Below are 15,297 nucleotides of genomic sequence, written 5' to 3' on the forward strand. Positions count from 1 at the left end.
TAACATGTGCAGCTGACTGTCACTAATAGGTCGAGGGCTTAACCAAGACGGTTTAGGTAGAAAACGGATGAAATTCAATATGTGGTTTTGAGGGTACATGTATTATATAATGCGCGAGTGGCTCAGTTGGTGGAGTACGACCTTGCCAAGGTCGGGGTCGCGGGTTCGAGTCCCGTCTCGCGCTCTCAATGAAGCGAAAGCCTTTAGTTATGAAGGCTTTCGCTTTTTTTCTTAGCGGAACAAAAGCCACCATATTCTGAGGCTGCATCTCATTTGACGGCAGACAAAGGATAGTGTATAATAGCGAATACTGCGGCAACGCAGGGAAGCGTTTTGCCACGATGAAGTTTAATCATTAAATTGGGCAAAATGGGGGAATACAAGGAGGTTAAATAAGAAGAATATGAAACAACGAGAAACCTTTCAATCAAGGATGGGATTCCTGCTCTTGTCTGCAGGATGCGCCATTGGTATCGGGAATGTGTGGCGCTTTCCCTATGTGGTAGGAGCAAACGGCGGTGGTATTTTTGTTTTAATCTATCTGCTGTTTCTGGCTATCATGGGAGTACCGGTTCTTTCTATGGAATTTGCGGTTGGGCGTGCCAGCCGTAAGAGTCCGGTAAAAGCGTACCAGGAGCTGGAAAAGCCGGGCAGCAAGTGGCATCTGCATGGCTACGTGGCGCTGCTGGGCAACTATGTATTAATGATGTTTTACACTACGGTAGCAGGATGGATGCTGTACTATTTCTATAGCTTTGCTACTGGTGCATTTTCCGGATTGCATACGGAAGATGTCCAGGGAATGTTTGGGGAGATGCTGGCCAGCCCGGGCCTTAATGTATTCTGGATGGCAGTGGTTGTCATTGTTGGTATTCTGATTTGCTCTCTGGGCCTGCAGGCAGGTGTAGAACGGATCACTAAGGTCATGATGATCGGTCTGTTATCTCTGATGCTCATTTTGGCAGTTCATGGTGTATTCCTCGAGGGCGGCATGGAAGGCCTGAAATTTTACCTGCTTCCGGATCTGGAGAAGATGAAGTCCGTAGGCATCGGTCAGGTTATTGTGTCTGCGATGAACCAGTCCTTCTTCACCTTAAGCCTGGGTATCGGTGCTATGGCTATTTTCGGAAGTTATCTTGAGAAAGATAACACTCTGTTAGGGGAGTCTGTAAACGTAGCAATTCTGGATACGTTTGTGGCAATTACTGCAGGTCTGATCATTTTTCCGGCGTGTTTTGCGTTTGGTGTGAATCCGGACAGCGGACCAAGCCTGATCTTCATTACATTGCCGAACGTATTCATTTCCATGATCGGCGGACGTATCTGGGGAAGCCTGTTCTTTCTGTTTATGTCCTGCGCGGCGCTTTCTACCGTTATCGCAGTATTCGAGAACATCATTGCCTGCGACATGGAGCTGTTTGAGATCGATCGTAAAAAATCCGCAAGGATTAATGTGGTCCTGATTATTTTATTGTCACTTCCATGCGCACTGGGCTATAATGTACTCGGTGGTTTTGAGCCGCTGGGCGCCGGCAGTTCTGTGCTGGATCTGGAGGATTTCCTGGTGAGCAATATTCTGCTTCCGCTGGGGTCTCTGGTTTATTTGTTATTTACAACCTGGGATTTCGGATGGGGCTTTGACAAATACCGCGCTGAGGCGAATGAGGGTGTCGGATTAAAGGTTCCGGCATGGATTCGCGGTTATGTAAAATACATATTGCCGATCATGATTATGGGGCTGTTCATTCAGGGAATCTGGGTGAAATTTTTCGCCTGATTGAAAATAATATTTCAAGTTTTTTACAAAACTGACTAAAATCATCTCGCAAAGCAGAGATAAAAGATTCTGAGAGCACTTTAGAAAACCAAGGGAGGAACGCATATGATCCGTTGCTGTATTTTTGATCTGGATGGGACTTTATTGAACACACTGGATGCACTGACCTACACGACCAATCTGACTTTGAAGGAGTTTGGATATGGTCCGGTGGATCCGGAACACATCAAACAATTTGTGGGAGATGGATACCGGATGCAGGTGAAGCGTGCACTGATGTACAGTGGAGATAAGGAACTCCTTCATTATGAAGAGGCACTTTCTGCCTACACCAGACTGTTTGCGGAGCATTGTCTTTACCATGTGCGGCCTTATGAGGGAATTCCTGAGCTGCTTCAGGAATTAAAGGCCCGGGGAATCCGCATTGCAGTTCTTTCCAACAAGCCCCATGCCCGGACTGTAGAGAATATTGAGGCAGTCTTTGGAAAAGGATATTTTGATATTGTGGCCGGGCAGAAGGACGATGTCCCGAAGAAGCCGGATCCGGCAGGTGTGAACCGGATTCTGGAGGAGTTTGGATGCAAGCCGGAGGAGTGCCTGTACTTTGGTGATACGAATACGGATATGCAGACTGGCCTGAATGCAAAGGCCCACACCGTAGGCGTGACCTGGGGATTCCGTGACCGGGCCGAGCTGGAAGCATTTCATCCGGACTTTGTCATTGATGACCCGAAGATGGTAACAAATCATATTCTTGCTTCATTTTCTTAAGTGGAAGAGGAAAAATATTGTTGTTCATCGGCAAAATCCGTTGCTGTTTGCTTGCGCAACGCGTGAACAGCAACAAAAAATGCACAAAAAAGGAGGAATCTGCGGATTTCCTCCTTTTTTCAAGCTCTGGCACTTGATTAATTTCGGAAATTCGTTATAATGTTTAAGTATATATTTATATTTATGCATATTATTCATTGAAAGATGAATAAATGTGAAAGAGGAGGAATATTATGAAGAAGAAAATCGCGGCATTATCTATGGCAGCATGTATGGCAGCTTCTGTAACCGCCTGCGGCGGCAGCAAACCGGCAGAGACTACTGCAGCAGCAACTGAGGCAGAGACCACTGCAGCTGAGTCAGCAGCAGAAGAGAGCAGCGCAGAGGAGACAAAGGCAGCAGCTGATATCGAGACAGTGACTCCTGGAAAGCTGACCGTAGCAACCAGCCCGGACTTTGCTCCGTACGAGTTCTATGCGATCGGTGAGGACGGCACTCCGAAGCTGGCAGGCTTTGACATGGATCTGGCCCAGTACATTGCTGATTATCTTGGCCTTGAGTTAGAGGTTGTAACCGTAGATTTCGATGGTGTCATCAGTGAGCTGCAGACCAAATCGGTTGATCTGGGCATGGCCGGACTTTCCCCGGACGAGAAACGTATGGGCATTATGGATTTCTCTGATCTGTACTACATGGGAGGACAGTCTTTAGTAACCGTGAAAGATAACGCAGAGAAATACAACAGCTTTGAAGCAATCAACAAGCCGGATGTATCCGTAGGTGCGCAGGTTGGTTCCATTCAGATGGATCTGGCAAACGAGAACAGCCCGGAAGCCGACATTGTAGGACTGCCGAAGGTTACCGATATCATTTCTGAACTGCTGACCGGCAAGATGGATGCTGCTTACATTGAGACTGATGTAGCAAAGAGCTATCAGAAAAACTATCCGGAGCTGACCCTGGTTATGGACGTACCGTACGATGCTGAGGGTTCAGCAATCGGCGTTTGCAAGGGTAATGAGGCACTGTTAGCAGGCGTAAACGAAGCAATCGCAGCCGCAAAAGAGGATGGCAGCCTTGAGAAGTTCATCGCTGACGCCGGCGAGCTTGCAGCAGGCGAGAAATACGAGGGTCTTCTGGACGCAGAAGGAAACGTTCAGAACTAATACTGAAAGGAGCACCTGATGAGTCAATTTGTTCAATGGAGCAATTTCTCCAAAATTGCGCCGTATGCTGAGCTGTTCAGGCAGGGCATTGTTGTAACGGTCCTGTTATCCGTATTTACGGTAGCAATCGGCTTTTGCATCGCGCTGATACTGGCACTGATGAGAATGTCCAATGTCCGTCCATTCCGGGCACTGGGCCTTGATAAAGACGGTCACATGCGCGAAGGCGGTCCGCTAGTCTGGATCAGCCGCTTTAATCCGCTGTCTTTCCTGGCTACAGCGTATGTCGAGATTCTGCGTTCCACGCCGGTCATCGTGCAGGTGTTTATCATCTACTACGGTGTGTTTGGCATTGTCCAGCTTCCGTCTTTCCAGATTTTCGGATTTATCAAGTTCAGTCGTTTCTTCCCGGGTGTTGTGGCCCTGGGCATGAACTCCGGCGCTTATCTGTGTGAGATCATCCGTGCGGGGATCCAGTCCATTGACGGCGGACAGACCGAGGCGGCCCGTTCCCTGGGCCTGTCCCAGACTCAGAACCTGCGTTATATCATTTTTCCGCAGGCACTCAAGAACATTCTCCCGGCGATTGCCAATGAGTTTGTTGTTATCATCAAGGAGTCTGCAATCACGTACACCATTGGTGTACAGGATATCATGTCTGCTGTAAATGCAGTCAAGGGTGCAACCTTTATTATCGTGGAGCCTCTGCTGGTGGCAACGGCAATTTATTTCTGCCTCTGCTTCCCGACTTCCAAGATCATTGCATATTTTGAGAGGAGAATGAGCCGTGGCGACAAACGATAGTATGATTCAGGTAAAAGATTTAAAGAAGCATTATAAGATGGGCACCATCAGAGCCCTGGATGGCGTGACGGTCAACATCAACAAAGGGGATGTGATGGCTGTCATCGGACCATCCGGTTCCGGAAAGTCTACTTTCCTGCGCAGTCTGAACCTGCTGGAGGAGCCGACCGGTGGTGCCATCATTTTTAGCGGTGTGGATATCACCAAGAAGAAATATCGGGATGAAAATGGAAAGACCGTAAAACTGGACATCGATGCCCTGCGTCAGCGCATGGGCATGGTGTTCCAGCATTTTAATCTGTTCCCGCACATGACGATTCTGGAGAACATGGTGCTTGCACCGATGAAGGTAAAAGGTGTCAGCCGCGCAGATGCGGAGAAGAAAGCTTTGGAGCTATTAGACCGTGTGGGTTTAAAAGACCGCGCGGACGCGTATCCGATCCAGCTTTCCGGAGGACAGAAGCAGCGAGTGGCCATTGTGCGTGCATTGGCAATGGAGCCGGAGGTGATGCTCTTTGATGAGCCGACTTCCGCGCTGGATCCGGAGATGGTAGGCGAGGTTCTGGATGTTATGAAGGAACTGGCTCACGAGGGCATGACTATGGTAGTTGTAACCCATGAGATGGGATTTGCAAAAGAGGTTGGAAACCGCGTGCTCTTCATGGCAGACGGAAAGCTGCTGGAAGAGGGAACGCCGGAGGAAATCTTTGACCATCCGAAGCATGAGCGTCTGAAAGAATTTCTTGCGAAAGTTTTATAAGGAATACGATGAGAGGTGCCGGGATTTTTCCGGCGCCTTTTTGCGATAAGATGTAATGAGAGTGAAATTATTTTGGAGACGGACAGGAGAAAACAAGTGACAGAAGAAAAAAAAGAGGCCCTGGCGGCCATTGAAGCCAGAAAAGAACTGATTTGTAATGTGGCAGACCATATCTGGGAGTATGCGGAGTTATCCCTTCAGGAATTTAAGTCGGCAGCTCTTTACTGTGAGGTACTGGAGAAAGAAGGATTCCGCGTGAAAAAAGGTATCAGCGGCATAGAAACGGCATTTTCCGCAAGCTATGGAAGCGGCCGTCCTGTGATTGGCCTTCTGGCAGAGTATGATGCGCTTTCCGGCTTATCCCAGATTGCCGGCTGCACCGAGGAGAAGCCGCTTAAGGAAGGCGGAAGCGGCCACGGTTGTGGTCATAATATCCTTGGGGCAGGTGCCATGGCAGCAGCCTTTGGTGTGAAGGCTTATCTGGAACAAAATCAGACAGCAGGCACGGTGATCCTGTATGGCTGCCCGGGAGAAGAGGGCGGTGCGGCCAAGGCCTTTATGGCAAGAGATGGTGTCTGGAAGAATCTGGATGCGGCGTTAACCTGGCATCCGGATGATGTAAATGAAGTAGCGACCGGTTCCTCCAATGCCTGCATCCAGACTCAGTACAAGTTCCACGGCACTGCTTCTCATGCAGCAGGGGCACCTGAGCTGGGACGCAGCGCGCTGGATGCGGTGGAATTGATGAATACCGGCGTCCAGTATCTGCGGGAGCATATGAGTGATAAGGCGCGCATCCATTATGCCATTACGGATGCCGGCGGCTGCAGCCCGAATGTAGTGCAGGCGAAAGCCAGTGTCCTTTATATGGTGCGCTCCAATCACGTGGCAGAGGCCGTGGAGCTGCAGAAGCGGGTGGACAAGATCGCCCAGGGCGCAGCGCTGATGACGGAGACCACGTTTGAGAAGAAATTCATTGACGGTGTGGCAGATACCATAAGCAATTTCGCGTTAGAGCGTGTGCTTTACCGTAACTATGAAGAGCTGGGCGTGCCTTCTTATACCGATGAGGAGAATGCCTTTGCAGATACGCTGTGCAAAACCTATATGGGAAATGACCGGATTCCGGGTGTTGCAGCAGAACATGATGAAACTGCGCGGGAGCAGGTTGCCGCTATGCAGAAGGCCTGCGGCCATTCCATGAACGCGTTCCTGGCGCCGCTGTACCAGAAAAATGCGTTTCAGGCAGGTTCGACCGATGTAGGCGATGTGAGCTGGCTGACTCCGACGGCACAGATCCATGTGGCAGCATGGCCGAACGGCTGCCCGGGTCACAGCTGGCAGAATGTTTCCTGTGACCGTACCGAGATCGGTCATAAGGCAGCAGTCCATGCAGGAAAGGTGCTGGCAGCTGCAGCCATTGACCTGTTTAACCAGCCGGAGATATTAAAAGAGGCACGGGAAGAGTTTGAAAAGCGCACGGCAGCAGGATTTGTGAGCCCGGTTCCGGCGGATGCGGTTCCAACCATTCCAGATTGAGTTCACAGAAGAAACACAAAGAGTTTAGAAAGTTTTAACAGGAGCGGGGGTTTAAAAACCTCTGCTCTTGTTGTATACTAAATAGAACAGAAATAAAAATATTCTGGAAATCATCGTAACTGGGAGAATATTGCAGACAGTTACAAAACAAAAGACATAAGGAGAATATAGTATGGGTATGAAAGAAGACGGACCGAAGCGGCCTAATAAAAAGCTGCTTTACTACTATGGAATCATCCTTCTGATCACGATTCTGCTGAATGCGCTGGTTATGCCGGCTCTGGCAGAACGGTCTGTGACAGAAGTAACCTACGATCAGTTCCTGGATATGCTGGACAACAAGCAGATTGCAGGTGTTACAAGAGGGGACAATCAGCTGACGTTCTGGACGGAGGATGTGCAGCAGGCACTGAATGGCCAGCTTCCGTTAAAATCCTGGAAGACGGCAGATATCAAGCTTTATAAGACCGGCTTATGGCCGGATGAAGATCTGACAGCCCGACTGCGGAATGCCGGGATCACGTTCTCAGAATCTATCCCAACCCAGGCATCGCCGCTGCAGAATTTTATTTTTAATTGGGTGCTGCCAATCCTGATGTTTGTGATCATCGGCCAGATCCTCAGCAAGAGCATGGCGAAACGGATGGGCGGCATGGGAAATGCCATGACCTTCGGAAAGTCCAATGCCAAGATCTATGCGGAGACTGAGACCGGCAAGACCTTTGCAGATGTAGCCGGTCAGGAAGAGGCAAAGGAAGCTTTAAAGGAAATCGTGGATTTCCTTCATAATCCGCAGAAATATGCAGATATCGGTGCAGTTCTGCCAAAGGGCGCACTGCTTGTAGGCCCTCCCGGAACCGGTAAGACTCTGCTGGCGAAAGCAGTAGCCGGTGAGGCACATGTCCCGTTCTTCTCCATCTCCGGTTCGGAATTTGTAGAGATGTTCGTCGGTATGGGTGCGGCCAAGGTGCGTGACCTGTTCAAGCAGGCGAATGAGAAGGCACCGTGTATCGTATTCATCGATGAGATCGACACCATTGGTAAGAAGCGTGACGGTTCCGGCTTTTCTGGAAATGACGAGCGGGAACAGACCTTAAACCAGCTGCTGACCGAGATGGACGGCTTTGATGGCCGCAAGGGCGTTGTTATTCTGGCAGCGACCAACCGTCCGGAGTCTCTGGACAAGGCGCTCCTTCGACCGGGCCGTTTTGACCGGCGGATCCCGGTAGAGCTTCCGGATCTGAAGGGGCGTGTGGCAATCCTGAAGGTTCATGCAAAGAATGTAAAGCTTGGAAGTGACATTGACTTTGACGCCATCGGACGCGCAACCTCCGGTGCCAGTGGTGCAGAGCTCGCCAATATTATCAATGAAGGCGCACTGCGTGCAGTCCGTCAGGGCCGCGCATTTGTGACTCAGGCAGATCTGGAAGAGAGTGTGGAGGTTGTCATTGCCGGATATCAGCGAAAGGATGCTGCCGTTTCCATCAACGAGAAGCGCATCGTCTCTTATCATGAGGTAGGACACGCACTGGTGGCAGCATGTCAGAGCAACAGTGCCCCGGTGCATAAGATCACCATTATCCCGCGTACCTCCGGTGCCCTGGGCTACACCATGCAGGTGGAAGAGGGCGAGCGCTTCCTGATGAGCAAGGAAGAGGCCTTAAACAAGATTGCGACTCTGACCGGCGGACGTGCCGCAGAGGAATTCATCTTTCATTCCATTACGACCGGTGCAGCCAATGATATTGAACAGGCCACCAAAATGGCGCGGGCCATGGTAACCCGCTACGGCATGAGCAGCCAGTTCGGTATGGTAGCGCTGGAGACCGTGAACAACCAGTATCTGGGCGGCGATACCTCCATGGTATGCTCTCCTGAGACTGCAAGGCTGGTGGATGAGGAAGTGGTTGCCATTGTCAGACAGCAGTACGACAAGGCTATGCAGATCCTGAAGGATAATGCGGCGAAGCTGAATGAAATTGCTGCTTATCTGTTGGAGCGCGAGACCATTACCGGCGAGGAATTTATGGAGATTCTGAAGGCCGGGAAGGAAAAAGCGGAAGATGGAAGTGAGACGCAGAAGCCAGAAGCAGAAGTCGGACAGACATCGGATGAAGTTTAAAAACATGCGGGACGGCGGGACAGATGCGAACAAATGTTTGCATCCGTTCCGCCTTTGTGGTATAATCAGGGTTATCTGAGACATACTAGAGAGGAATCAGAAGAAAGGTTTACAGCCATGGCAAAGCAGTATATCAAGATTCGTGGTGCGAATGAGCACAACCTGAAACATATATCCCTGGACATTCCCAGAAACGAGCTGGTGGTGCTGACGGGCTTGAGCGGCTCGGGGAAGTCCTCCCTGGCCTTTGATACGATTTATGCAGAAGGGCAGCGGCGTTATATGGAGTCGCTGTCCTCTTACGCAAGGCAGTTCCTTGGCCAGATGGAAAAGCCGGATGTGGAGAGCATTGAGGGACTTTCCCCGGCCATCTCCATTGACCAGAAATCTACCAACCGCAATCCGCGTTCGACTGTGGGTACGGTTACGGAAATCTACGATTACATGCGTCTTCTCTATGCCCGCATTGGCATTCCGCATTGTCCGAAATGCGGCCGTGAGATCAAAAAGCAGACCATTGACCAGATGGTGGATCAGATTCTGCAGCTTCCGGAGCGCACCAGGATCCAGCTGCTGGCGCCGGTAGTACGCGGGCGCAAGGGTGAGCATGTCAAGCTGTTGGAGCAGGCGCGCAAGAGCGGTTATGTCCGTGCCCGTATTGATGGAAATCTCTATGAGCTTTCCGAAGAGATCAAGCTGGAGAAGAATATCAAGCATAATATTGAAATTGTGGTAGACCGCCTGGTGGTAAAAGAGGGCATTGAAAAGCGCCTGACGGATTCGATCGAGACGGTCATGGGGCTTTCTGACGGTCTTATGATCGTGGATGTGATCGACGGGGAACCCATGAATTTCAGCATGAGCTTTGCCTGCCCGGATTGCGGCGTCAGTATTGAAGAGGTGGAGCCGCGAAGCTTTTCCTTCAATAATCCGTTTGGAGCCTGTCCGGAGTGCTTTGGTCTGGGCTACAAGATGGAGTTTGATGAAAACCTTATGATTCCAGACCGTTCCTTAAGTATTTCCAGGGGTGCCATTGTGGTAATGGGCTGGCAGTCCTGCACGGACAAAAACAGCTTTACCCACGCGATCCTGGATGCCCTGTGTAAGGAATATCATTTTGATCTGGACACACCGTTTGAGGACTATCCGAAAGAGATTCAGGACGTGATCCTGTACGGAACCAACGGAAAAGAAGTGAAGGTGTACTATAAAGGCCAGCGCGGGGAAGGCATATATCCGGTGGCATTTGAGGGACTGATCCGCAATGTGGAGCGCCGCTACAAGGAGACCTTCTCGGAAGCCTCCAAGGCAGAGTATGAGACTTTTATGCGCATTACGCCGTGCAAAGCCTGCAAGGGCCAGCGCCTGAAATCCAGTTCCCTGGCAGTTACTGTAGGCGGCATCAATATTTATGAGGCAACGGAGCTCTCCATTACTCGCTTCCGCGCATTTTTGGAGGAGCTGAAGCTCACTCCAATGCAGGAATCCATCGGTCATCAGATCTTAAAGGAGATCAAGGCGCGACTGGACTTTCTGTTAAATGTAGGCCTGGAATACCTGTCTCTGTCCCGGGCTACTGGTACTTTGTCCGGCGGAGAGGCACAGAGAATCCGCCTGGCAACCCAGATCGGCTCCGGCCTGGTGGGCGTGGCATATATTCTGGATGAGCCGAGCATTGGTCTGCATCAGCGCGACAATGACAAGCTGCTGGCAACCCTGACCCACCTTCGTGACCTGGGCAATACAGTTCTGGTGGTAGAGCACGATGAGGATACCATGCGAGCGGCGGACTGCATTGTGGATATCGGACCGGGAGCAGGCGAACACGGTGGAGAAGTGGTAGCCATCGGTACTGCGGAAGAGATCATGCAGAATGAGAAGTCCGTCACTGGCGCGTACCTTAGCGGCCGTATCCAGATCCCGGTGCCGAAGGAGCGCAGACAGCCGACCGGCTGGATCACAGTGCGCGGGGCAGCAGAGAACAACTTAAAGAATATAGATGTTTCTTTCCCTCTTGGCATTATGACCTGCGTGACAGGTGTGTCCGGTTCCGGAAAGAGCTCCCTGGTGAACGAGATCCTGTATAAGGAGCTGGCAAGAAAATTAAACCGTGCCCGCACGGTTCCGGGTAAGTTTAAGAAGATAGAGGGCCTGGAGCAATTAGACAAGGTCATCAGCATTGACCAGTCACCGATCGGACGAACTCCGCGTTCCAACCCGGCTACCTATACCGGAGTATTTGATATGATCCGAGACCTTTTTGCGTCCACGCCGGATGCAAAAGCGAAGGGCTATAACAAGGGGCGTTTCAGCTTTAACGTAAAGGGCGGACGCTGTGAGGCCTGCAGCGGTGACGGTATTATCAAAATTGAGATGCACTTTTTACCGGATGTCTATGTGCCGTGTGAGGTCTGCGGCGGCAAGCGTTACAACCGCGAAACGCTGGATGTCAAATACAAGGGAAAGAGCATTTACGACGTGTTGAACATGACTGTGGAAGAGGCCATGAAGTTCTTTGAGAATATTCCGTCCATCTACCGGAAGATTGCAACCCTGAACGATGTGGGACTTTCCTACATCCGCCTGGGACAGCCTTCTACCCAGCTCTCCGGCGGAGAGGCACAGCGAATCAAGCTGGCTACGGAGCTGAGCCGCCGTGGAACCGGAAAGACGGTCTACATCCTGGACGAGCCGACCACGGGTCTGCATTTCGCGGATGTTCACAAGCTGGTGGAGATTCTGCGGAGACTGTCTGATGGAGGCAACACGGTCATTGTCATTGAGCACAATCTGGATGTCATCAAGACTGCCGATTACCTCATTGATATCGGACCGGAAGGCGGTGAGCGCGGAGGTACCGTGATCGCGAAGGGCACGCCGGAAGAAGTGGCAGAGAACCCGGTGTCATATACGGGTAAGTATGTGAAGCGGTATCTGAATGTGAAATAATCAAATATCAGTAATCAAACGGAATAAAGGTCCGGAAGTGAAAAAGACTGCTTTCCGGACCTTTACGCGGTTATATTTCAAAATTGCTATAAAAATGTGTTTGCATTTTTGGTAATTCTATGGTATTATAATTCTCGTCGTAAGACGCGGGTGTAGTTCAATGGTAGAACACCAGCCTTCCAAGCTGGATACGTGGGTTCGATTCCCATCACCCGCTTATTTTTGTATCTAAATTCCGGTTGAGAGGGTGATGTGAATCGAACCTGCAGTTCGGTCTCTGCTCAGAAATTCTTTGTAAAATCAAAGGATTTCCGGGCTTTTTTTATTGTTATATCGGAAGCAGGCAGTTTGCTGTGTTTTTGATTGAGATTTCAAAAAAGCAACGCTATAATAGAATTACGAATGCGGTTTGTTGGAAAACAGGAGCGTGGCTGGCCGCATGGAGTTGAATATTTACGGTCAGAATGGAGGAATATCACATGAATGAGAATCTTGTAAAAAGAAACGAATGCCTGGCGCAGACAGTGATCAAAGGGTTACAGTCCCGCAACATGTCCGGTTATTATGCGGCAAACAAGGAGGAGGCGCTGAAGCAGGCGTTAGAGCTGATACCGGAGGGCAGCAGCATTGCCATGGGAGGCTGCATGAGCGCCCATGAGATTGGACTGATCAAAGCGCTGGAAGAGGGGAATTACAATTATATAGATCGTGCGAAACTGGAGCCAAGAGCCGGGTTGATGGCGGCTTACGATGCAGATGTATTTTTGAGCAGTGCCAATGCCATTACGGATGATGGAATCATGGTGAACATTGATGGAAATTCCAACCGGGTATCCTGCATTGCCCAGGGGCCGAAAAAGGTCATTATTATTGCAGGAATGAATAAGGTGTGCAGTGATCTGGATGCAGCCATGAAGCGGGCAAGAAATGTGGCAGCGCCGGCCAATGCCCAGCGATTTGACATAAAAACTCCATGCAAAGAGAAGGGAAAATGCTTTGACTGCAAGTCTCCGGATACCATCTGCTGTCAGTTTTTGATCACAAGATATTCCAGACATACAGGAAGAATCCATGTGATTCTGGTGAACGATAATCTGGGGTTTTAGGTTTGGAGACAAACGGAAAAAACGGAATGCTGACAGGAGCATATATGATTCAGGAACGATTGTTTGCGCTGCGGGATGAGAAGTACAGGGAGTTTCAACGCAGTCTGATTCCGGGACTTTCAAAAGAGAAGATCATAGGAATTCGTATGCCAGCCATAAGAAAGCTGGCAAAGGAATTTTCAAAGGAAGAGGAAGCGGCAGCGTTTTTAAAGCAGCTTCCCCACACCTATTACGATGAAAATATCCTTCATGCGTTTCTCATTGCCGGAATGAAGGATTACGATGCCTGCATGGAAGCGCTGGAGGCATTTCTGCCCTATATCGATAACTGGGCGGTGTGCGATAGCCTTTCTCCGGAGGTATTTGGAAAACACAAAACGGAGCTTCTGCAAAAGATCAGACTCTGGATTCTGTCTGGGCATACATACACCTGCCGGTTTGGTATGGGCATGCTGATGCGCTGGTTTCTGGATGAGGACTTCCGGCCGGAATATCTGGAGATGCCTGCCGCAGTCCGTTCAGAAAAGTATTATGTGAATATGATGACAGCCTGGTTTTTCGCTACAGCGCTGGCTAAGCAGTGGGACGCGGCAATTCCGTATCTGGAACAGAATCGTCTGGATGTGTGGACGCACAACAAGACAATCCAGAAAGCAAGGGAAAGCTACCGGATCACACCGGAGCAGAAGGAATATCTGAAGACGCTCAAAAGAAAATAAGAGAGACCCGGATCAGCGATTCATCAGCTGTTTAAAAACCTGCCAAACGTTTTCATGATGTAAGCGGTCTGCAATATTGTATAAAAACAATCAGATCAGGGATAATGAGAAATACTGATCGATAAGGCTGATTTACAGAACAAAGGCCTTATGATAGACTGTAAACGGTTAGCTAATGCTAACACATAACCGGAAAATGTGTGCCGAATTGGCACAGGCAGGAGGATTTGACTATGATGTATCTGGAAATTGAGAAAGTAATTGGAAGAGAGATTATCGATTCCCGCGGAAATCCAACCGTAGAAGCTGAGGTTTATCTGACCGATGGCACAGTTGGAAGAGGTGCCGCACCGAGCGGTGCATCCACCGGTGAGTTTGAGGCGCTGGAACTGAGAGATCAGGACAAGAGCCGCTTTGGCGGAAAGGGCGTTTCCAAGGCAGTGGAGAACATCAATACCGTCATTTCCGATGTTCTGTGCGGAATGGATCCGTCCAATGTTTACGCTATCGACCAGGCTATGATCCAGGCGGACGGCACAAAAGATAAATCCAACCTGGGCGCCAACGCAATCCTGGCTGTATCCATCGCAAGCGCAAGAGCAGCAGCCAACGCAATGGAGATGCCTCTCTACCGCTTTCTGGGCGGAGCAAACGGAAACCGTCTGCCGCTGCCGATGATGAACATCTTAAATGGCGGCGCTCATGCAGCGAACACCGTAGATGTACAGGAGTTTATGATCATGCCGGCCGGCGCTCCGAGCTTCAAAGAAGGCCTGCGCTGGTGTACCGAGGTGTTCCATGCTCTGGCAGCTCTGTTAAAGTCCAGAGGACTGGCTACCTCCGTAGGTGATGAGGGAGGCTTTGCACCGGATCTTGGCAGTGATGAGGAAGCAATCCAGGTCATTCTGGAAGCAGTGGAGAAGGCTGGTTACAAGCCGGGCACTGATTTCGTTCTGGCTATGGACGCAGCTTCCAGTGAGTGGAAGAGCGACAGGAAGGGCGAGTATCTGCTTCCGAAGAGTGGCAAGAAGTTTACCTCCAAAGAGCTGGTTGAGCACTGGAAGAGCCTGTGCGAGAAGTACCCGATCTACTCCATCGAGGATGGTCTGGATGAGGAAGACTGGGAAGGCTGGCAGATGATGACAAAAGAGCTGGGCGATAAGGTTCAGCTGGTTGGTGATGACTTATTCGTAACCAATACTGAGCGTCTTGCAAAGGGTATCGAGCTTGGCTGCGGCAACTCTATCCTGATCAAGTTAAACCAGATCGGCACCGTATCTGAGACTCTGGAAGCAATCAAGATGGCCCATAAGGCCGGCTATACCGCAATCGCATCCCACCGTTCCGGTGAGACCGAGGATACAACCATCGCAGACCTGGCAGTGGCTTTGAATACCTGCCAGATCAAGACTGGCGCACCGAGCAGAAGTGAGCGTGTTGCGAAGTATAACCAGCTGCTCCGCATTGAGGAAGAGCTGGGAGTGGCAGCACAGTTCCCGGGTGTGAAAGCATTCAATATCAGACGATAATAAGCCTGTACGAGATGTAGCAGGGGCGAACAATCCATGATGGATTGTTCGCCCC

11 protein-coding genes and 2 tRNA genes are annotated in these 15,297 nt (G+C 50.3%); all 13 read left to right on the forward strand.

Features of this window, described 5'->3' with window-relative positions; genetic code table 11:
* Nucleotides 1-111 precede the first annotated feature (111 nt).
* The 13 genes from DW819_RS14985 (at nt 112) to eno (ending at nt 15,242) form a co-directional block, all read left to right on the forward strand.
* Nucleotides 112-184 (forward strand) — tRNA-Gly (locus DW819_RS14985).
* A 219-nt stretch (nt 185-403) separates the two neighbouring features.
* Entirely contained in the window at nt 404-1,777 is a 1,374-nt protein-coding gene (locus DW819_RS14990) for a sodium-dependent transporter (protein ID WP_118733927.1), read from the forward strand.
* A 105-nt stretch (nt 1,778-1,882) separates the two neighbouring features.
* Complete coding sequence (locus DW819_RS14995; protein ID WP_118733928.1) at nt 1,883-2,548, forward strand: HAD family hydrolase; 666 nt, start codon at nt 1,883-1,885, stop codon at nt 2,546-2,548.
* A gap of 233 nt (nt 2,549-2,781) precedes the next feature.
* A complete protein-coding gene (locus DW819_RS15000) occupies nt 2,782-3,714 on the forward strand; it encodes a transporter substrate-binding domain-containing protein (protein WP_118733929.1) in 933 nt (310 codons plus the stop codon).
* A gap of 18 nt (nt 3,715-3,732) precedes the next feature.
* Nucleotides 3,733-4,518: an amino acid ABC transporter permease gene (locus DW819_RS15005; RefSeq protein WP_118534435.1), complete on the forward strand. Its 786-nt coding sequence runs from the start codon at nt 3,733-3,735 to the stop codon at nt 4,516-4,518.
* A 1-nt stretch (nt 4,519) separates the two neighbouring features.
* Nucleotides 4,520-5,278: an amino acid ABC transporter ATP-binding protein gene (locus tag DW819_RS15010; protein ID WP_182432678.1), complete on the forward strand. Its 759-nt coding sequence runs from the start codon at nt 4,520-4,522 to the stop codon at nt 5,276-5,278.
* Between the two features lie 96 nt (nt 5,279-5,374).
* The gene (locus tag DW819_RS15015) at nt 5,375-6,817 is read left to right on the forward strand and encodes a M20 family metallopeptidase (protein WP_118733931.1); all 1,443 of its coding nucleotides are present in this window, start codon (nt 5,375-5,377) and stop codon (nt 6,815-6,817) included.
* Between the two features lie 172 nt (nt 6,818-6,989).
* Nucleotides 6,990-8,939 carry an ATP-dependent zinc metalloprotease FtsH gene (ftsH, locus tag DW819_RS15020; protein ID WP_182432677.1) on the forward strand — a complete coding sequence of 650 codons (1,950 nt, stop codon included), beginning with the start codon at nt 6,990-6,992 and terminating at the stop codon, nt 8,937-8,939.
* Between the two features lie 117 nt (nt 8,940-9,056).
* The gene (uvrA, locus tag DW819_RS15025; RefSeq protein WP_118733932.1) at nt 9,057-11,888 is read left to right on the forward strand and encodes an excinuclease ABC subunit UvrA; all 2,832 of its coding nucleotides are present in this window, start codon (nt 9,057-9,059) and stop codon (nt 11,886-11,888) included.
* 146 nt (nt 11,889-12,034) lie between these two features.
* A tRNA-Gly gene (locus tag DW819_RS15030) sits at nt 12,035-12,105 on the forward strand.
* 262 nt (nt 12,106-12,367) lie between these two features.
* Complete coding sequence (locus tag DW819_RS15035; RefSeq protein ID WP_118733933.1) at nt 12,368-12,994, forward strand: lactate utilization protein; 627 nt, start codon at nt 12,368-12,370, stop codon at nt 12,992-12,994.
* Nucleotides 12,995-13,038: 44 nt separating this feature from the next.
* Nucleotides 13,039-13,713, forward strand: a complete 675-nt coding sequence (locus DW819_RS15040) for a DNA alkylation repair protein (protein WP_118733940.1) — start codon at nt 13,039-13,041, stop codon at nt 13,711-13,713.
* A gap of 233 nt (nt 13,714-13,946) precedes the next feature.
* Entirely contained in the window at nt 13,947-15,242 is a 1,296-nt protein-coding gene (eno, locus tag DW819_RS15045) for a phosphopyruvate hydratase (RefSeq protein WP_118733934.1), read from the forward strand.
* Nucleotides 15,243-15,297: the final 55 nt, after the last annotated feature.

The sequence above is a fragment of the Clostridium sp. AM33-3 genome, from assembly GCF_003480315.1.
GTDB lineage: Bacteria > Bacillota > Clostridia > Lachnospirales > Lachnospiraceae > Brotaphodocola.

Bases quoted from the DNA above. Each gene is read 5' to 3' on its own strand.
- DW819_RS15010 (WP_182432678.1), top strand. From the start codon at position 4,520: ATGATTCAGGTAAAAGATTTAAAGAAGCATTATAAGATGGGCACCATC.
- DW819_RS14995 (WP_118733928.1), top strand. From the start codon at position 1,883: ATGATCCGTTGCTGTATTTTTGATCTGGATGGGACTTTATTGAACACA.
- eno (WP_118733934.1), top strand. From the start codon at position 13,947: ATGATGTATCTGGAAATTGAGAAAGTAATTGGAAGAGAGATTATCGAT.
- DW819_RS15040 (WP_118733940.1), top strand. From the start codon at position 13,039: ATGATTCAGGAACGATTGTTTGCGCTGCGGGATGAGAAGTACAGGGAG.
- uvrA (WP_118733932.1), top strand. From the start codon at position 9,057: ATGGCAAAGCAGTATATCAAGATTCGTGGTGCGAATGAGCACAACCTG.
- DW819_RS15035 (WP_118733933.1), top strand. From the start codon at position 12,368: ATGAATGAGAATCTTGTAAAAAGAAACGAATGCCTGGCGCAGACAGTG.
- ftsH (WP_182432677.1), top strand. From the start codon at position 6,990: ATGGGTATGAAAGAAGACGGACCGAAGCGGCCTAATAAAAAGCTGCTT.
- DW819_RS14990 (WP_118733927.1), top strand. From the start codon at position 404: ATGAAACAACGAGAAACCTTTCAATCAAGGATGGGATTCCTGCTCTTG.
- DW819_RS15000 (WP_118733929.1), top strand. From the start codon at position 2,782: ATGAAGAAGAAAATCGCGGCATTATCTATGGCAGCATGTATGGCAGCT.
- DW819_RS15005 (WP_118534435.1), top strand. From the start codon at position 3,733: ATGAGTCAATTTGTTCAATGGAGCAATTTCTCCAAAATTGCGCCGTAT.